14 protein-coding genes are annotated in these 18,564 nt (G+C 35.6%); 6 read left to right on the top strand and 8 right to left on the bottom strand.

Going from position 1 to position 18,564, the window contains the following annotated elements; all coding sequences use genetic code 11:
- Positions 1-266 precede the first annotated feature (266 nt).
- The 4 genes from AsAng_RS18340 (at position 267) to clpX (ending at position 6,637) form a co-directional block, all read left to right on the top strand.
- Positions 267-1,379, top strand: coding sequence for a GNAT family N-acetyltransferase (locus tag AsAng_RS18340; protein ID WP_264788549.1), 1,113 nt, complete (start codon positions 267-269; stop codon positions 1,377-1,379).
- Between the two features lie 16 nt (positions 1,380-1,395).
- Positions 1,396-4,053, top strand: coding sequence for a protein kinase domain-containing protein (locus AsAng_RS18335; RefSeq protein WP_264788548.1), 2,658 nt, complete (start codon positions 1,396-1,398; stop codon positions 4,051-4,053).
- 436 nt (positions 4,054-4,489) lie between these two features.
- Entirely contained in the window at positions 4,490-5,191 is a 702-nt protein-coding gene (locus AsAng_RS18330) for an ATP-dependent Clp protease proteolytic subunit (RefSeq protein WP_264788547.1), read from the top strand.
- Between the two features lie 180 nt (positions 5,192-5,371).
- Positions 5,372-6,637 carry an ATP-dependent Clp protease ATP-binding subunit ClpX gene (clpX, locus tag AsAng_RS18325; protein ID WP_264788546.1) on the top strand — a complete coding sequence of 422 codons (1,266 nt, stop codon included), beginning with the start codon at positions 5,372-5,374 and terminating at the stop codon, positions 6,635-6,637.
- A 77-nt stretch (positions 6,638-6,714) separates the two neighbouring features.
- On the opposite strand, the gene AsAng_RS18320 is transcribed toward clpX, so the two are convergent.
- A complete protein-coding gene (locus AsAng_RS18320; protein ID WP_264788545.1) occupies positions 6,715-7,260 on the bottom strand; it encodes a hypothetical protein in 546 nt (181 codons plus the stop codon).
- 50 nt (positions 7,261-7,310) lie between these two features.
- Positions 7,311-7,874, bottom strand: a complete 564-nt coding sequence (gene scpB, locus AsAng_RS18315) for an SMC-Scp complex subunit ScpB (RefSeq protein ID WP_264788544.1) — start codon at positions 7,872-7,874, stop codon at positions 7,311-7,313.
- A 260-nt stretch (positions 7,875-8,134) separates the two neighbouring features.
- On the opposite strand from scpB, the gene AsAng_RS18310 reads away from it, so the two are divergent.
- Positions 8,135-8,545: a YbjN domain-containing protein gene (locus AsAng_RS18310; protein ID WP_264788543.1), complete on the top strand. Its 411-nt coding sequence runs from the start codon at positions 8,135-8,137 to the stop codon at positions 8,543-8,545.
- Positions 8,546-8,686: 141 nt separating this feature from the next.
- Positions 8,687-9,487: a PspA/IM30 family protein gene (locus AsAng_RS18305; protein WP_264788542.1), complete on the top strand. Its 801-nt coding sequence runs from the start codon at positions 8,687-8,689 to the stop codon at positions 9,485-9,487.
- A 72-nt stretch (positions 9,488-9,559) separates the two neighbouring features.
- Here AsAng_RS18305 and AsAng_RS18300 read toward each other — a convergent pair whose 3' ends face one another.
- The 6 genes from AsAng_RS18300 to AsAng_RS18275 form a co-directional block, all read right to left on the bottom strand.
- Positions 9,560-10,204, bottom strand: a complete 645-nt coding sequence (locus tag AsAng_RS18300; protein ID WP_264788541.1) for a hypothetical protein — start codon at positions 10,202-10,204, stop codon at positions 9,560-9,562.
- 244 nt (positions 10,205-10,448) lie between these two features.
- Positions 10,449-13,373: a CotH kinase family protein gene (locus AsAng_RS18295; RefSeq protein ID WP_264788540.1), complete on the bottom strand. Its 2,925-nt coding sequence runs from the start codon at positions 13,371-13,373 to the stop codon at positions 10,449-10,451.
- A gap of 42 nt (positions 13,374-13,415) precedes the next feature.
- Positions 13,416-14,048, bottom strand: a complete 633-nt coding sequence (locus tag AsAng_RS18290; RefSeq protein ID WP_264788539.1) for a polyphosphate polymerase domain-containing protein — start codon at positions 14,046-14,048, stop codon at positions 13,416-13,418.
- Positions 14,049-14,327: 279 nt separating this feature from the next.
- The gene (locus AsAng_RS18285) at positions 14,328-15,032 is read right to left on the bottom strand and encodes a DUF4956 domain-containing protein (protein WP_264788538.1); all 705 of its coding nucleotides are present in this window, start codon (positions 15,030-15,032) and stop codon (positions 14,328-14,330) included.
- A gap of 371 nt (positions 15,033-15,403) precedes the next feature.
- Positions 15,404-15,916 (bottom strand): OmpH family outer membrane protein, encoded by a 513-nt coding sequence (locus AsAng_RS18280; RefSeq protein WP_264788537.1) that lies wholly within the window; start codon positions 15,914-15,916, stop codon positions 15,404-15,406.
- A 123-nt stretch (positions 15,917-16,039) separates the two neighbouring features.
- Positions 16,040-18,451, bottom strand: coding sequence for a TonB-dependent receptor (locus AsAng_RS18275; RefSeq protein ID WP_264788536.1), 2,412 nt, complete (start codon positions 18,449-18,451; stop codon positions 16,040-16,042).
- Positions 18,452-18,564 lie beyond the last annotated feature (113 nt).

Genomic DNA, 18,564 nt, shown 5'->3' with positions numbered 1-18,564 from the left:
ATTAGTGGACTACTATTACTTATAGTTTATATTTGATAATACTTCGTGAATTCTTAACCTTTTAGAAAAAAGCCCCTTTATGGTTTGGTATTAGGATACTTTTTAAGCGTTATGCAGTTGAGGATTAAAACTAAGTTAGCTGTTTTTAGCGTTTAGGTATCTGGGGGGGAATGGATTGCTAATTGCTTTTGCAGGATTAGCTGCACGGAGTTTTACGGAGTAATAACTTCCTAATATGGATAAATAATTTTTGATCCCAATGTATTATGCAAATAAGAGAAATATACCACCATCAACTTCAAGCTTATATTGATTCGGAAGAATACAAGCGTGCCAACTATATTGCGATTAGTAAACATAGAGCTTTATCACACCTTAAAAACCCTAGAGCTAAGGCGGATGATTTGGTGTTGGTTTTGATTTATGAGGGAGGAGAAATGGTGGCTTATTTAGGTGTTTTTGCAGACGATTTGCATTTTACGACAGGCATTGAGCACGTAGGTTGGCTAAGTTGTATGTGGGTCAATCCGATTATGAGAGGCAAAGGAATTGCAAAAAAATTAATTCATACTGTTTTTGAAGCATGGAGTTATAAAATTTTGGTTACAGAATTTACGCCTGCGGCAGAAGGTTTGTATAATCGAACAGGGCAGTTTATTGATTTGGCAAAGCCTAGAGGACTTAGAGGCTATCTTCGTCTAAATTTAGCTTATCTTCTTCCAAAAAAAGATCCCAAATGGAACAAATGGGCTCCTTTATTGAGTTGTATAGATGGACTATTTAACCTGCCCAATGCTTTGCGGTTGCAATTAAAAGCTGCTAGTTTTCTTAAATTAAAAGGAATTAACTTTGAGTATTTATCAGAATTGGATGATGAGACTTGGGCATTTATACAAAAAAATAAGCTGCCTGAATTAATGAATCGAGATCGAAAGGATTTGACTTGGCTGACTCGTAACCCTTGGTTGATTTCTTCTAAGTTAACCGATTACAATGCTAGTCGTTATCATTTTTCAGCAACAGATAGTTCTTTTAATTTTTTGAATGTAAAAATATATAATAGTAACTTGGAAGTTATTGGGTTCTTGATTTTAAGTATTCGAGGCAAAAATATGAAAGTTCCTTATGCTTATGTTCAAGAAGGGGCAGCAGATAAAGTATTGCAGGTAATTTATAAACATTTAATAGCGTTAAAACTAGATATGTTAACTGTTTTTCATCCTGTTTTGGTAAAACAAATAGCGAAGGGGAAAGCACCTTTTTTCTTGACAAGAAATTTTCAAAGGCATTATATTATAGGAAAAGTATTGGAAGACCAATTAGTAGCAACGCCTAATTTTGTGATTCAGGATGGAGATGCTGATGCAGCATTTACTTAGATATAATTAATAATTAGTGGCAAATAGATATAAATTAGAATATAGTGGTACTTGGATTACATTAGCTAGCAAACCCTTTGCAGGAGGAGGGGAGGGAAATTTGTACACCATTGTATCGCCTAAGGAATTAAGTGATTATGTTGCAAAAATTTATCATCCTCATAAACTCAGCAAGACTAGAGAAGAAAAAATTAATTATCTAGCTCAATATCCTCCTCTTAATTCTACAGACGATAGAACAACACATAATTCAGTCATTTGGGTAAAGGATGCCTTATATGACAATAGGAAATTTGTTGGTTTTATTATGCCCTATACTAGTGGTGAGAAATTAGAAATTCTTTGTACGCCCAAAATACCCCGAAAATTGCGTTCGGAGTGGGGGCGTTTTGAATTTAAAAAATCATCAAGAGCGGTAGAACTACGGATGAAGCTCTGTTTTAATATTTGTGCTGCAATCCATCAGGTACACGCTATGGAGCGTTATGTTTTGGTGGATATGAAACCAGACAATATTGTAATTCAGTCCAATGGATTGGTCTCTATTGTGGATACGGATTCAGTAGAGGTCATAGAAGATGGCAAGAGTTTGTTTGATGCGCCTGTTGCAACACCAGAATACACCCCTCCAGAACATTATGAAGAACTGAATTATGACCCAACAGAGCGAGAAGAATGGGATCGTTTTGGTTTAGGAGTTATTTTATATAAATTACTGTTTGGAATTCATCCTTTTGCAGCTAGTTCTGGACCTCCCTATGAGCAGTTGACAAGTTTGCACGACAAAATAAAACATGGTCTCTTTGTACATCATCCTGCCAAGAAAAATTCTTTTAGAATTATTCCACCACCTCATAAGGCTTTTTATCAATTAGATCGGAGTTTACAGGACTTGTTTATGCGTTGTTTTATCGATGGGCATCACAATCCTGAATTGCGCCCTAGTGCAGAAGAGTGGTGTGCTGCCATTTTATTGGCATTGGATGATGAAGCAGCGTATAAACGATACGGGCATATATTGGGCGGAGGATTTAAGACCGTTCGGCCTCGTTTTGCATTGCCTTCTTCCAGAGTAGATTTGCCTACTTATTCTAAGGCTGCGGATCAATTGGTTGCGTTGAGTAAAAACAGTGAAATTCCCAAACCTAAATTAGCTAAACCAACTAAACAGGAATTAAAGGAATTTCAAGTTGATTCCCTTTCTAGAGGAGAGTTAATTGCCTTAGTCTTCTTTTTAGGAATGGCAACGATTATAGGAACGCCTCTTGTTGGGATTATGTTAACTGGTTTTTTGGTTTATCGAGCCAATAAAAGGTACGAAAAAGATCCTTTGGTTCTCCAAGAAGAAACGGCAAAAAAGGTATTTCATCGGGCTGAAAAAAAGTTTTATAAACAAACAAAAAAAGTTTATAACAAAAAACGAAACTTTCAACGCAGTGTTCGTCGGATTATCCCTAAAATAGAGCGGTATACCCAAAAAATTAGAAAAGAAATTAAGGGGCTTAAGGCTTATTTACAAAAGCAAGATGTAGAGGTTCAAGCCCTAGAAAAAAAGGCGGTCGAGCAGTATCAATTATTAAACAAAAAATATGTCGATCAGGCAAAGTCTCATCGTGTGATTGCTCGCATAGAAGATGGCAATTATAATAGCCTAACCAAGATCCGAATGGCAATTAATAATTCTCATAAAAAAGCCGTTAATCAATTGATGAAGGAGCACCCGATTAGTGATGCACATCCCTCATTAAGAGAGGGGAAAATTGCTGTGGATACCTTGGTTAAGGATAAACGCACTAAGATTAGTAGTTTGATTGGAGATAAAATTTCTACTTTGTATCGAGAACAGGAACAAGCTTTTGAACTTTTGTTCAAAGACCATGTTAAAGATACTGATCTGTACCGAAATTTACCTCGATTGTGGAAAGGAAAAAGAAGAATGTCTGAGCATGCTGTCGAGCACATTAAGGAAGTGCTAGAAGAACTTAATTTCTCTTCCATTAGGCAAATTTATTCGTTGAATGCTCATACGGGGGAGGTTATGCTAAAAGATGGACGAAAATTTAACATTAAGGAATTTAGAGATCATAAGGTCATCCTTAAAAATTTGAGACATTGGCATGATGAAACCAAGCATCAATTGACCTTTTTGAATCAAGAAAAAGTCAAATTAAAAAAGGAATATAGGCAAAAAATCAAAGCGCTAGAAGATGAAAAACGAATTGAACTAAAGGGCTTGGATCGATTTAAAAAAGGGGAACTTCAAAAGGTGAAAATCGCAGTGCAAAAGGTAGAGCTAGGGAAGCCCTTTTCTAACTTGCAGGAGCAACACGAAGTTGTTACGGAGTATGTGGATGAGCTGGAACAGGCTTATGAAGCGGAAGAAAAAGTGGTGCTAAAAGACTATAAAGAGGTTTATGAGCGAATTATAAGACAGTGTGAAGCAAAGGCAGAATCTGTTGCAGAAGAAATAAAAGAAGCACAGGCTAAATTGGCTGGGTATACCAAAAATATTAATCACCCCAAAGTGCAAAAATCTTATCGAGCTTTGGAACAAGAATTGACTGAACTTCAGCAATTATTGCCCAAATTAGAAGCTAGTTCTTTTGAATTAAAGAAGTACAAAAATATTAATTTTAATAATTATCTGCAAGCCTTAATGACAGGTAAACACTAATCCAATGCCATGAAGTTGTTGTTGAATAGTCTGCCAGAGTTACCTCTATTCGGCTATTTTGACATCTTTATTTGGACTGGCATAAAATTTCATAGTTATTAATTAAACTTTAATGTATGGTCAATGGCATTTTCTGTGCTTCAACAGCAGCTAAGGATTTTTTTTGAGGTAGCTTTTATCCTGTTATTAAGTAGATGTGTTGAAATACTAAGATACAGAAAATTACTCTTTCCTTAAGCAGAGAGAACAGGCAATAGTTTGATGATTTTCTGGCACATTGGATAGCGGATGATTGTTAAAAAAATACAAGCTTCAAAAAATTAGGAAAGCATCAAAAAACCGTATATATTAGGGGGCGACTAACTACTTCAAATCATATTTGAAGACAATTAAAGAGTAGCACTTCAATACAATTCATAAAATAAAATAGAATAAAATGTTTAATAAAAGCGAATTTAGAAAGTATGCTGTGAAGCATATGGGAATGACGGGAATGCATGTTGATACTTACGCTGAAAAAACAGCGCAGGCAGCTATGGGAATGCCTAATGTTACAGGGTTGACGCCTTATATTATTGAGGAGCGTCAATTGAATGTGGCTTCTATGGACGTGTTCTCTCGTTTGATGATGGATCGTATTATTTTTTTAGGACAAGGAATCAATGATTATGTAGCTAATATTGTACAAGCTCAGTTGTTGTTCTTAGAATCAACGGATCCTAAACGTGATATTCAAATTTTTGTAAACAGCCCTGGTGGTTCTGTTATTGCTGGTCAAGGTATTTATGATACCATGCAATATGTGACTCCTGATGTAGGAACAATTTGTACAGGTTTGGCGGCATCTATGGGAGCCGTATTGCTTTGTGCTGGTGCAGAAGGGAAGCGTAGTTGTTTGCCACATAGTCGAGTAATGATTCATCAACCATTGGGTGGAATGCAAGGTCAAGTAACTGATATGGAAATTTCTTATCACTTGATCAAAAAGCTTCAAAAAGAATTGTACGATATTTTGGCACATCACACTGGTCAATCGTATGAAAAAATTGAAGAAGATTGTGAGCGTGATAACTGGATGACTTCAGAAGAAGCAAAAGCCTATGGTTTAGTTGATGAAGTATTGATTCGCAAGAAATAAAATATCTTTTTTTATAAAATAATGCTGCCAAGTTGGATGGGTTTTTCCTATTCAACTTGGTTCTTTTTTAGAATAGCTGTATATTCGCACGGCAATAGAAAATTAGGAGAAAGTTATAATGAAGAAAGATTTAGATCATCTTATAACTCAATCATTTAAAATAGAATAAAAACAATAATAATGACGAAGCCAGGAGCAAAATGTTCTTTTTGTCACAAGCCCAAAAACCAAGCATTGATATTGATTTCGGGGGTAGACGCTTATATTTGTGAAACTTGTGTAGAGCAAGCAAAAGCAATTATAGAGGATGAAATTATGCCATTCCAGAAGGAGCATGAAGAGGCACAGGTAAACCCCATAGATGGTAAAGATATTACCATGCTAAAACCAATGGAAATCAAAGCACGTTTGGATGAATATGTAATTGGTCAAGATGCGAGTAAGAAAATTTTGGCAGTTGCTGTTTATAATCACTACAAACGAGTACTGCAAAAAATAGACGAGGAAGATGAGGACAAGGTAGAGATCGAGAAATCAAATGTAGTAATGGTTGGTCGTACAGGAACGGGAAAAACATTGTTGGCTAGAACCATTGCTCGCTTGTTGAATGTGCCTTTTACAATTGTAGATGCGACCGTATTTACAGAAGCAGGGTATGTTGGGGAAGATGTAGAAAGTATGTTGACTCGTTTATTGCAAGCTTGTGATTATGACGTTGCTGCTGCTGAACGTGGGATTGTTTATATTGATGAAATTGACAAAGTAGCTCGTAAAAATGATAACCCTTCTATTACTAGAGATGTGTCGGGAGAGGGCGTTCAGCAAGCTTTGCTCAAAATGTTGGAAGGAACGGATATTTTGGTACCCCCTCAAGGTGGACGTAAACATCCTGAACAAAAATTGGTAAAGGTCAATACGAAGAATGTATTGTTTATTTGTGGTGGTGCTTTTGCTGGAATCGAAAAGAAAATCGCCAAACGTATCAATACACAGGTTATTGGCTTTAGAGGAAACGAGGACGATGAAGTTGATACAGAAAACTTACTTCAATATGTTTCTCACCAAGATCTTAAATCATTTGGATTGATTCCTGAATTGTTGGGGCGTATGCCTGTTTTGACTTACTTGAATCCTTTGGATAAAGAAACCTTGCGTCGTATTTTGACCGAACCTAAAAATGCCCTAATCAAGCAATATAAGCGACTGTTTAATATGGAAAATATTGAATTGTCATTTACAGAAGATGCGCTAGATTTAATTGTTGACAAAACGGTTGAGTATAGTTTAGGAGCAAGAGGATTGCGTTCAATTTGTGAGGCAATTATGACCGATGCCATGTTTGAAATGCCTTCGCAAGAGGGAGTAGATACGTTTGAAATTGGCGTGGAATATGCTCAATCTAAGTTGAGTAAAACTAAGTTGGCAATATTGGAACAAGCGGTTTAGGCTTCTTGTTTTTAATAAAAAATCGCCCATTTGAAATAATTTTCAAATGGGCGATCTTATTTTTGCACTTTAGCGTTTTAAATGGGCTGCTTAAGATGCAATAAACTAAATAAAAATGCCCCTATCCCTAAATAGCAACCTTGGATTATCCAAATCGGGTATTTATCTCCAAAAATTAGCAGACTCACAACAACAGTGGTGGTAGCAAATAGAGCATAAACCATAAATTTCTTTTTGCCAGCTAAGGAACTGTACCAGTTGTATAACATGCTAGAAATGATGAAAAATGGAACATTTTCAACCAGCATTGCCATTGCATCACTCATACTCTCTTTTTCCCACCCTAAATAAGCCATAACAAGTGGTCCTGCAACAATCCCAAATCCGCTTAGAGCATAAACGGGAGGCAAAAGAAGCAGCGCTAATTTTGAAAGGGGTTTGAAATTGAGGATGCTAATAAAAATGCCAACAGCGGCATAAGGAAATAATACATCAAAACTATGCTTTAGACGTTCCGTTTCAATGAGATAACCAATCGATAAGGCAATTATACCACAAACAAGCCCTACGATAAGTGCATTCATCAAGGTATATTTTTTGGTTGGACTGTTTTCTTTTGCCATTGTAGCTGCTGTTTAAGATCTTTTGTTTGGTCAACTATTCTAAGGTCATTTTATTCCTCTGTTAAGGTTCCAATCTGATTGTCCTCATGTTTAAACTCTTTGAGTTTGGGCAATTCTTTGATGGATTTTAGACCAAAATGTTGCATGAATTTTTCGCTAGTACCATAGAGTAGGGGACGTCCTACTTCTTTTGATCGCCCTGTAATGGCAACCAGCTCTTTTTCTAGTAATTTACGAACGGCATAGTCACAATTGACCCCTCTAATTCGTTCCATCTCACCTTTGGTAATTGGCTGACGATAAGCAATTACGGAGAGTGTTTCTAAGGCAGATTTGGTGAGTTTCTTTTTGCTTTTTTGTTGAATTAATATGCTTAGTGTTTCATTGAATTCAGGCTTGGTCAAAAACTGATACCCACCAGCAATTTCAACAATGCTAAAAGAAAAGTTATTGTTGAGGTACTTTTGTTGTAAGGCTATTATTTTATTTTGCAAAACGGTTTTATCCAAGATTTCATCCAAAATAGATTCCAAACAGAGTTTGATCTCTTTGAGTGGGATAGGGGTATCACTAGCAAAAATTAATGCTTCAATATGCGAAGTTATATTATCCAAGATTAATGGTATTTATTTTGTTATTTAAGGAACAAAGATAGCTTAATTGATGTTGATAGATTGTAAAAATAATAGTTTTGTTAACGATTAACAAGTTAAAAAACGTAAGTTTTGATTATACCCCCCGAAAATCCACCAAGTATTATTATAAATAATCGTAAAAAAAATTGTAAATTTCGGGAAGCAGACCATCTATAAGGGTGGCAAAAATAAGCAAAACAAACTTTTATTATAAATTCAAAATAAATCCAATTAAAATTATGATGTTGAACTACTTTGAAAAAGTAAAAGGCTATCTCTTAGATCTGGGACATGATATTGTTAGTGAGGATGCTGGCGAAGGGATGTTGTTGGTAACAGATCAGAGCAAAGGATTGATGAATACTATGCTGGATTGCGAAGGTGAAATCTTGGTCATTGAACAGCATATCATTGATTTGGATCCTAGCAAAACAGAAGCTTACAAACGCTTACTTCAAATCAATAGAGAAGTTGTTCACGGCGCATTTGTATTAAATGAAGATGCAAGCAAGCTGTTGTTTAGAGATACTTTACAATTAGCGAACTTGGATGCTAATGAGTTAGAGGGTTCTCTTAATGCCTTGACTATCGCGTTGGTAGAAAATACAGACGAGCTACTTGGCTGGGCTATTCATGAAACAATAGCTTAGATTATTTTATAGTAGGTAAGCGGGCATAAAAAGGTATAGCTAAAAAAATAATTATTTTTTTTCTATAAATCATTGTGAACGATTACTTATATCTTAGAACTCAATATTCATTCGTAAACAAAGTAAACTCTTTATATAATTATGTGGGAATTTATTAAAAGATTATTCAGAATAGGTAAGGCTGAAGCTAATTCGGCAGTAGACAAATTAGAACGTCCTATCACAATGACCAAACAAGGAATTCGTGATTTAAAAAAGGATTTGGACGAAAGTTTAAAAAGTTTGGCAGAGGTAAAAGCTACTGCTATTCGTTCAAAAAGAGAGGCGAATAATCATAAAGAAGCTGCTGAAGATTATAAGAAAAAAGCTAAGGCTTTGCTTCAAATGGCTTTGGATGGTAGAAAAGATGAGGCAGAAGCAAATCGTTTGGCTTCTGAGGCCATGGCTCGTAGAGAAGAGTCTTTAAAATTATATCAAGTTGCCAAAACTAACCAAGATAAATTTGAAGGTTTGGTAACCAAAATGGAAGGCAAAATCCGTACCTTAAAAGGACAGGTGGCGAAATGGGAAAATGAGCTCAAAACATTGATTGCTCGTGATAAAGTAAGCAAGGCAACTGGCAAATTGAACAAGCAATTGGCAAATATTGACTCTAGTGGTACCTTGTCTATGCTAGAAAAAATGAAAGAAAAGGTAGAGGAACAAGAGTCTTTGTCAGATGCTTATGGCGAAATGGCGGACGAAACCAAAACAATTGATGAAGAAATCAATGCTGCTTTGGGAGATACAACCTATACCTCTAATGCTGCTTTGGATGATCTAAAGCGTGAGATGGGATTGTTGCCAGCAGAAGAAAAAATTGAAATTAAAGAGAAAGTAGAAGAAACGATCAAAATTGAGGTAGACAAAACCGATACTAACGATACGGATACTCCTGCATAGTTACAGTAGGTCTATACCTCTTTTATAAAAAGTCATCCCGAATGCTTCGAGGATGACTTTTTTATTTTATGATCAATTTAGGGAAAACAAACGTACTGCTATTCTTAACTGTATATCATGAAATCGATTGTAATCTGAAAACTCTACAGGATCATTGTTGCTATTGTTCAAGTAAATGGTCTGTCTCATATAGGGGGTAAAATAGTGCTTGTAGAATAATTCCACTCTAAATCGCCCTTTGGTGTAAGAAATTCCTGTCAAAGCTGCTGCCATAGCCTTGTTTTGATAGAATAAAAATGTATTGTTAAACCAAGGTGCTAAGATCGTAGCGATCTCCATACCTACGTGCAATCCGATTTGATTGGGTAAGGTGTATTGGGCATCAATGGGAAGGACTAAAAGATGAAACCAATATTTGCTATTCGTTCGATTTTTGTAAGCACTTTTGATATAGTTGCCTTCATGACCTTTGTATTGATAGGCTAGCCCAAGCCCAAAAGACAGTTGATCGTTAAATCCTAAGCGCCCTCCAAATCCGACCTCTAAGCCTCCTCCAGCAAGATGGGTTTCAGCAATAAAGTTAGGACCATTGATTTGAGAAACATATTGTCGATGAATTGACATATTTAAGCTTGTACCAATCAAGGCTTCTAAGCTAAATTGGGCAAAAGAAGTATGCCCAAGGAGTAAAAATATTAACACAGTATACCTTTTCATTTGTTTATGTTCTTAGTATTGACATAAGGAATAAAAATAACTTCATCATGTTATTTTGATTTTTAAGGTGTTATGAATTTATAAAGCTAATTAAATTAATAATTGTATTATAAATTATAACTTCTTATTTTAGAGCTGTGCTGCAAAAAAAAAAGAGTCAAGCCTTTGATAAACAAAAGCTTGACTCTTTTTAGTGTTGACAGGTTGGGTAAACTAGAAAAGCCTACCGCATTAATAGCGATGCTTAATCTCCTTTGATTTCTTGGTCGATCAATAATAAACGAGAGCCAGGTAAAATTTTGTGCAAGGAGCCTAAATTGTCACTGCTATAAGAATAAACATGGATAAAGCCATGCCCATATTCTGGTTTTTTCTGATAAGCTGAAAAGCCCGTTTTACAATTGCTCAGAGAAACATTTTTGACGGTAGTTTTGGATAAATCTTTTGATGCAATTCCGATTATAGCATCGTCGATACTGGTGTTAAGGATGGTTGCGGTACCTTGTTCACCCATCGAAATTCCTTTGTCGCCCGCTGATTTGATCTTTGAGTCACGAATGGTCACTCTACTGGTTGAAAAATCAATCGCATCATTTCCCGTTTTATGGAAGAAGCAATGCGCTACAGTCCCCGTACAAAAATCAGCATCAAAGCCATCCGCATAAGTATGGCTAACGGTATTGTATTGAAAGTCAAACTTAGCTCGTACAATGTTTAAGGCATCTTCACAGCTATTTTTAGTAAAGGTACTGTGATAAACATCGACATCAGATTCGTAAAAATTAACCGCTCCAGGAAGGTTCCAACCTTTGTAAGAAAAGGCACCTAAATTGGAGAAAGTAGTATAGTTAACCGAAGATTGTCCCTTGGCTTGAATAACCGTAAAAGATCGACCAGATCCATCGCTAGAATGTACTTGAATAGGCGCTTCTTCAGTACCTAAAAAGTGTACAGGAGAGTAGGACAGTATAAAGGCATTATTGGTAAGGTCTATTGTTGTTCCAGGCTTTATACTAATGGTGTAGCCTTCAGGAATCACAATAGGTTCACTAATGCTTGCATTTTTGCTGAAAATGATATGTGATTTTTCTGGATGATAAAGATAAGCAGGATGCCCAGCTTGCAAAGTGCTTTTTAGTTCCTGTACAGGAGAAAACGCTTCGGGAATGGGCCATTTGTTGATCTCGACATAAAAATTTTGATCTAAGCCAATGACACGATATACAAGGTATTTGGCGGTTAAAGGAACCTGAACACGTTCTGTATAATCGGGCAAATCTACAAAACGAGTTGTGTAGAGCACTTTGGGGCTGTCTAAAGGCGTCAATAATCCACCCGCTTGGCTTAAACTACCAATAATTTTAACGGGGATTTGATGCCTATTACAGACCGCAATTTCTCCTGGTTTTACCGTTTTGTTTTGCAAAGAAGCACTATTGGGATAAAGTGCATTTTGAATATTTCTGGCTCGTTTAAATAAATACTCGGTATTAAATTGATAGTCGGGTAACATTTCTTGGAGCAGGGACAAGCGATCATACATATTGAGCTTTATGAATTGGACAAACTTTTCTAAATAAGCTTTGTCAGAAAACTGCTCCAAATACTGATGATATTTTTCTAAGAAATCATTATCTCTAAATAGCTTTCTATGCAATTCTTTGTTGCCTTTTATGGAAGATAAGTCGATTCCTAAGAATGGTTTCTGGGGAACATGTGACAGACCTGCTTCTCCAAAACCATCAAAGCCAATTGGCTCCAATTTACCAGTAACAGGATTGTAATAATAACGTTGGTTGTGCCAAGCAACCCCATGATAACCACCTGTAATATCAACAATAGCGTAGTATTTTGCTAATAAATCTATATCAAAAATCTCTTTAGCTGGACTTAACCCATATTGATATTGATACAATAAATTTTGAGCAATGGTGTATTGCTCAGCCAATAATGGCGTTTTAAAGGTTTTACCTTCAACAAAAGGCTTAATGTCAGGACTACCGACCACTAGTTCACCATCCAAGTCAGCCTCCAACTTAAACTGTTGCAATTGAGCTTCCCAAAAACCACTCTCTACAAAACGAATAATTGGACCTTCTTTTTTCTTAAAAAATTCGGGCAATTGTTTTAGGAAATGTTCTTCACAAACATAGACTCCTAAATCTTTGTGGTTGAGTTTCATCTTGACAAATTCATAGCGAGTAGTTAAGATGTCTTCGTATTTAAAAAACTCATGCAAAACCCATTCTAAAAGATAGGCACGAGTATGAGGATTTTGTAGAGAAAACGTTTTGAGTCGATTCCAAGCTTTGTCGGTTTGTGTTTGTACCCGAAAAGACCATTTATCGCCTTGTAGGTGATCGGTCCAGTCGCCTTTGAGACGCATTTTTATGCCTATTTTTTCTTCCTTTTTATTTTTGGGATAAATAGCAGCTTTTACCCAAGAATCATCTGTATTAATGAGTAAACCTTGTTGAATCGCTTCATAGCGTTTTTGTTTTAGCTTTTTATATTCCCCTTCCTTTACAAAGATGTGAATATTTTCAGGCTCCCATTCGACAGTCTTATCGTGATCAAGTGTACTGTTTTTGGAGTAAGATAAGTTATCAAAATAGATAGGTTGCTCGTTAAAATTAAAACAATAAACCTTCAGGGTATTTTCTTGAAGAGGAGTTTCTATTTTGAGCGTTACGGCTATTTTTTGCCATTCATCTATATATTCAAATGTTTTGCTTTGAACATAAGTTGATTTGCCATCTAGGCTGGTTACTGCAAGTCTAGCAATTTCTTTGTTGGGAGAAAGCATCCAGACCTGTACCGTAACAATATCACCGACATGGATGTCTTTGATTTTGGTTGAGAAACCATAAGAAAATGTCTTTTTACTTAAGGCAATAGAATGGCTCCCTTCGTAAGCATATCGGCTAGATTGGGTAAAAGCAGGACCTGCTTCGTAACCATTTAAGACAAAATTTTCACCCTTTACCGTTTCAGCATCAGCAATAAGAATTTGTTTTAGCGCTTCTTTGTTGGTTGTTTTCCAGACATAATTAAGGATTAGACCAATAATAACAAAGGATAAGATGATTAATAGAATACGAGTGCCTTTTTTTAAAAAAGCAGATTGCTTCTGCTGTTTGCTTATCGTGGAATGTGTCTTTATAATCATATTTTATTCAATTCTATGTTGGTTGCGTAGGGAAGACTTTTATTATTGGGTCAGTAAAATGCCATTGACATATTTGCTGTTTTTGGATAAACGAAAAGGAAGAAAACGACTAATTCGTTGCAAATCTTTTTCGTCTTCTTTTTCATATTTCAACTCTACGATAACAACAGCGTCCCGATGTGAATATTTTACAAAGTTTGGAGAATGCAACAAGGAGTGAAAGCGTAGGTTAGAATCAATGGTGATTCTAAATTTACCATTTTTGGTTCCCCAATAAGAGCGTTCGTAAGAGTTTAGTAGGGTGGGCTGTAGTGAAAATTGCTGAGGAATGAGTTGATTAACTTCCTTTTGAATTGTTTTTAAGTCCGACAAGGCAAAAGGAGGAACATCAAAAATCGTTTTGCCTCCCAATTCGTTTTCTTTGTATTTTACCTCTAATTTAGGTTGTATGATCTTTTTGGTATCTGTACCATACCAACGAACACGATATTTTTTACGGACATTGATGCCCTTTAAATTATCGTTTAAGCAAGTTAAATTAGGAGAATCAAAATAAATATTATTAACCGTTCTATTGGGGTATAACTTATAAAAAGAAGCAGGATGTGATTTTATAATCTGCATGATATGAATCATCGACAGATTTTCTATTCGATATTTTCGTTCAAAACGCATAGCTTGTTTTTGTTCCTATAAAATAACAATGGGTGAACTAAAGTAAACAAAATTATTTATCGTCAAATAGCCTCTTTTTTCATCCAATTGTTTTGCGGTAAATGATGAGATTGCAAGCTTAATAAAGGGACTAAAAAAACGTTAATAATTTTATGCCTTCAACTATCTTATTAAGCAAGCCCGTTGCTATCTACTCGTTCGCCTTGTTTATGAGCGCAACTATTTTGGGATCGTACAAAAAATAGTTGCTAATTTTGCTTATTCTATTAGAAGAATAGGCTAGACGATTAAGTCGGGCTGGTCAACAATAGACACGGTAGTTGTCGGGATTGTTGTAACTATTTTTTCTTGCATCGCTGTTACTGCATCAAGACTAGGAGCCTTGCAAATAAATGTCATATCAATACCAGTAGCCATTCTGTCCATTCTTTTTAATTCTACATGATCCATTGTTTCTCGCAAAATAGAAACAAACTGATCTACCATTGTATTTTCAGAAGCAATATTGACATAAAGCATATTCTCTTTGGTATAAACACTACGATTTTGAATTTTGTAATTGACAAACAAAAGCATCAAAATTAATAAAACAGCGATACTTGCCAAAATAGGATAATTAGCTCCTGTAGCCAAACCAATTCCAATGACCAAAAACAAATAAATTAACTCCTCTGGGTCTTTGATGGCTGCTCTAAATCGAACAATGGACAAGGCTCCTACCAAGCCCAAAGAAAGTGCAATGGACGTTTTGATAATGGTAATGATAAGAACGGTTGTTAATGCTAACGGAATAAAATTACTAGCAAATTTTTGACGATTGGCAACAGCATTCCCAAAACGAGTATAAAATTGCCCTAATAAAAGTGAAAGAATGGTAGCAACAACCAAATTGAGAATAAATAATTTGATGTCTATCGTGTTGGTAAAGTTCTCTATTAATTGATCAAAATTCATAGTAATTAAAAGGATTGATCTACTTCTCATTCACTATTTTTAAAATTGTCAAGGATTGGACAATCGTTTGCCCAAGGCTTAAAAATTTCTGCTAAATTGATGAAATAGGTTGTTGTTGTTTGAAGTAGCGTTAGTGATTATTTCAGTTGTTGAAATAATCGTGATAAATGCTGTTTGATTTTTAGAAAAAAAATAGCCAAAATCAATTTTTGACGGGCAAATATACTGAATTACTTTTGATGGAAGTAAAAAAAATGCCTATATATTAAGGTCTTGTTAATTTCGCATTAAATTGGAAAGAGGATACCTAAAAAAAACACCTCTATTGATTTTGTCAATGGAGGTGTTTTTGCTACTTTATATTACTAAAACAGCTAGACGAATTAAGAACAAAAATTAACTTATTCTAACCCTAATTCTGTTTTCATTAATTCTAAAATATCTCTGGATTCATCGATATAAAGTAAAAACTGCCTACCCGAATCCAAGTCAATAATGGCGGTAAATTTATGTTTTTTAGCGACTTGCTTAATTCCATCATTAATCTTGGTAAAAACAGGTTTGAGCAACTCTTGGCGTTTGTTGTCTATTTCTTTTCGAGCATTGGCATAATAGGTTTGAATTTTTGTTTCAAGGTTGCGAATTTCTTCAATGCGTGTTTCTTGTAAAATAGTCGCCATGCTTGCTTTTTCTTCTTCAAACTTTTTAAGCTTAGACTTTAATTCATTTTCCAAGGTTGTTCCAATAGCTTGTTTTTCTGTACTTATCTTTTCAATTTCAGCTTGTATTGTTTTGGCTTCGGGAAAAAAGGATACCAATTGAGAAGAACTAAAAAAACCTATTTTCTCTTGTTGAGCAGAAGCCATAGAACTAAGACCTAATGCTAGAATTACAATAAAGAGTGTTTGTTTCATTTTTGAGTATTAAATAAACGATGATAAAAAAGCAAATTTACAATAATTAAGATAGTAATCTGAATAAGTAACTAAGCAGAATGGATTAGGCATTAAATTTACCAAGATTTATAACACAACCAATTATTCCAATCCAGCTTTTTTAGCTGCTCGTTTGGCTTTTCTATCTGCTCTTTGAGCTTTGTAATACCCTTTTTTAGGTTGTTTCCACTTAAAATTAACCGTAACAGCTGGTATGATAGGGAAAAGAGACACTTGGTAAGATTTGAGCTCTACCTGCCCCGAAAGCGCATCCGTTTCTGGAGAGGTATAAGTGAAAAATATATTTTTGCGGTTATAAACATTATAGACAGAAAAAACAGCATCTGCTTGAAACGGTTTGTTTTTCTTAGTCAATCGGAAAGAAAGGCTAAGATCTAGACGATGATAAGTGGGGAGTCGAGCAGAGTTTCGTAATCCATATTCTAAGGTTGGGGTGAAACCAATCATATAAACAGACTTAATTGGGGTGTAAGGTGCGCCTGACCCTAATATAAAGGTAGAGCTTACGGTAAACCAGTCTACAATGTCATAACTCAATACAACCGACAAATCATGTGTACGGTCAAATCCTGCTACAAAAGTATTGCCTTTGATCTGATCAAATGACCGTTCTGAACGGGAGAGGGTATAGGCGACCCAGCCTGTAAAACGACCTTTTTGTTTGCGAACAAATAGCTCTAAACCATAGGCTCTGCCTCGCCCCGAAATAAATTGATCTTCAATATCTGTATTGGGAGCTGGCGTATAGTTTTCTGCATAGTCAAGTTGATTGAAGAGGTCTTTGTAGAACACCTCAACAGAAGCTTCTAGGGTGTTGTCAAAGAAATTATGAAAATAACCTAAGGCATATTGTAAGCCCCATTGTGGTTTGACGGTTTCGGTACTTGGTACCCACAAATCTGTTGGCAGCGTACTGGTTGAATTGGTGACTAAATGCACATATTGGCGACCTAAAGTAACGGCTGCTTTAATCGATGAATAGGGAGAAACGGTTGCTTTGCCACTAAACCTAGGTTCTACTCCAAAATAGGTTTTGACTGGCTCTAACGTTTTGTACGTACGATTGGTATCAATTTTACCTTGATAGGGACCAACCTGCTGAAACATAGAAAAACGCAGTCCAACATTTACGCTAAAAATTTTGCTAATTTTCCAATTGTCAGTTACATAAACACCTGCTTCATGAGAGTGTTTGCGGTCTGGGTCAATAATAAATGCTTCATCTCCCGAAAAGGCTTCTGCTCGATTGGGAGTAAAAGTATGATAGGTATAATCTGCGCCAAACTTAATTTGATGTCGGGGATTGGGGTAATAATCAAAGCTAATTTTACCTCCAAAATCTCGAATACCTGAGTTGAGTTTAAATGAAAATTGTTCTTGCCCTCCTGATACTGAAAAATCATAATCGTTGTAAACAAAAATAAAATTCATAAAAAGCTTATCATCAAAAATATGATTCCAGCGTAAGGTAGCGGTACTATTGCCATAAGGCATATCAAAAACAAAGCCTCGATCTGGGTTTTTTAGGTTGAGTACATCTCTACCAAAATAGCCACTCAAAAACAACCGATCTTTATCGGTCACTTGATATTTAGCTTTGATGTTTAAATCGTAAAAGTAATAATTGGTTCCCTCAAATGAAGTACCTTTTAAAAAAGGTTGTGCAATATCAAAGGCATAGGTACGACGCCCTGAAATAATAAAAGAACCTTTTTTGGGGACAATAGGACCTTGCACCGTCAATCTAGAAGAAATAATACCAATACCACCTTCAATACCAAATTTTTCATCGTAACCATCTTTCATTTGAATGTCCAAAACAGAAGAAATACGCCCCCCATAATTGGCGGGCATTCCTCCTTTTATGAGGGTAGCTTTTTTTATAGCATCCGAATTAAAAACAGAAAAGAATCCTAATAAATGCCCTGCATTGTATACTACAGCTTCGTCCAAAAGAACCAAATTTTGATCAATACCACCGCCTCGTACAAAAAATCCTGCGGTTCCTTCTCCCGCAGATTGAACGCCTGGAAGCAATTGAATGGTTTTGAGTAAATCGACTTCTCCCATCAAAGCAGGAAGCTTTTTTATATCTTTCATGGCCAACTCTACCGTACCCATTTGCGTACTTTCTACATTGGTATTTCCTCTTTTGTCGGTAACAACAACAATAGAGTCAAAGGTAGCCCCATTAGACATTTCGATATTGAATACGGTATCTTGTGTGAGGTCTAGTTCTATTTTTTTATCTTCATAACCAATATAACTAGCAACAATGGTGTATTTTCCTGGTTTTAGAGAAAGCGAATAAAAACCATAAATATTTGTTGTTACTCCATCCAAGGTATTGGCTTGATTGTAGACATTGGCGTAAATCAAATCTTCACCTGTGGTGGCGTCCTTGACATAACCACTCATGGTTACTCGTTTTTGAGCTAATAAAGGGAGGGTGAAAAACAAAAATAAAAAGCAAAGAATCTGTTTAAGTTGCATTATTATTATTAAGACTAAATTGATTAATCAATAGGGTAGGTATTATTAATGTTTGTAGGGGAAACTACAATTAAAATAATTTTGAAAGAAAAGAGTTTATAGAAAGGTCTATA

Source organism: Aureispira anguillae, from assembly GCF_026000115.1.
In the GTDB taxonomy this organism is placed as follows: Bacteria; Bacteroidota; Bacteroidia; order Chitinophagales; family Saprospiraceae; genus Aureispira; species Aureispira anguillae.
The sequence above is the reverse complement of the archived record's forward strand: the minus strand, read 5'-3'. Positions and strand labels throughout refer to the sequence as shown.

What these genes read in the sequence shown, in the direction of transcription:
- AsAng_RS18320 (WP_264788545.1), bottom strand. Translation starts at nt 7,260, where the DNA reads ATGGCAAAAGAAAACAGTCCAACCAAAAAATATACCTTGATGAATGCA.
- AsAng_RS18330 (WP_264788547.1), top strand. Translation starts at nt 4,490, where the DNA reads ATGTTTAATAAAAGCGAATTTAGAAAGTATGCTGTGAAGCATATGGGA.
- AsAng_RS18340 (WP_264788549.1), top strand. Translation starts at nt 267, where the DNA reads ATGCAAATAAGAGAAATATACCACCATCAACTTCAAGCTTATATTGAT.
- AsAng_RS18290 (WP_264788539.1), bottom strand. Translation starts at nt 14,048, where the DNA reads ATGCGTTTTGAACGAAAATATCGAATAGAAAATCTGTCGATGATTCAT.
- AsAng_RS18295 (WP_264788540.1), bottom strand. Translation starts at nt 13,373, where the DNA reads ATGATTATAAAGACACATTCCACGATAAGCAAACAGCAGAAGCAATCT.
- AsAng_RS18280 (WP_264788537.1), bottom strand. Translation starts at nt 15,916, where the DNA reads ATGAAACAAACACTCTTTATTGTAATTCTAGCATTAGGTCTTAGTTCT.
- AsAng_RS18305 (WP_264788542.1), top strand. Translation starts at nt 8,687, where the DNA reads ATGTGGGAATTTATTAAAAGATTATTCAGAATAGGTAAGGCTGAAGCT.
- AsAng_RS18285 (WP_264788538.1), bottom strand. Translation starts at nt 15,032, where the DNA reads ATGAGAAGTAGATCAATCCTTTTAATTACTATGAATTTTGATCAATTA.
- AsAng_RS18300 (WP_264788541.1), bottom strand. Translation starts at nt 10,204, where the DNA reads ATGAAAAGGTATACTGTGTTAATATTTTTACTCCTTGGGCATACTTCT.
- clpX (WP_264788546.1), top strand. Translation starts at nt 5,372, where the DNA reads ATGACGAAGCCAGGAGCAAAATGTTCTTTTTGTCACAAGCCCAAAAAC.
- AsAng_RS18310 (WP_264788543.1), top strand. Translation starts at nt 8,135, where the DNA reads ATGATGTTGAACTACTTTGAAAAAGTAAAAGGCTATCTCTTAGATCTG.
- AsAng_RS18275 (WP_264788536.1), bottom strand. Translation starts at nt 18,451, where the DNA reads ATGCAACTTAAACAGATTCTTTGCTTTTTATTTTTGTTTTTCACCCTC.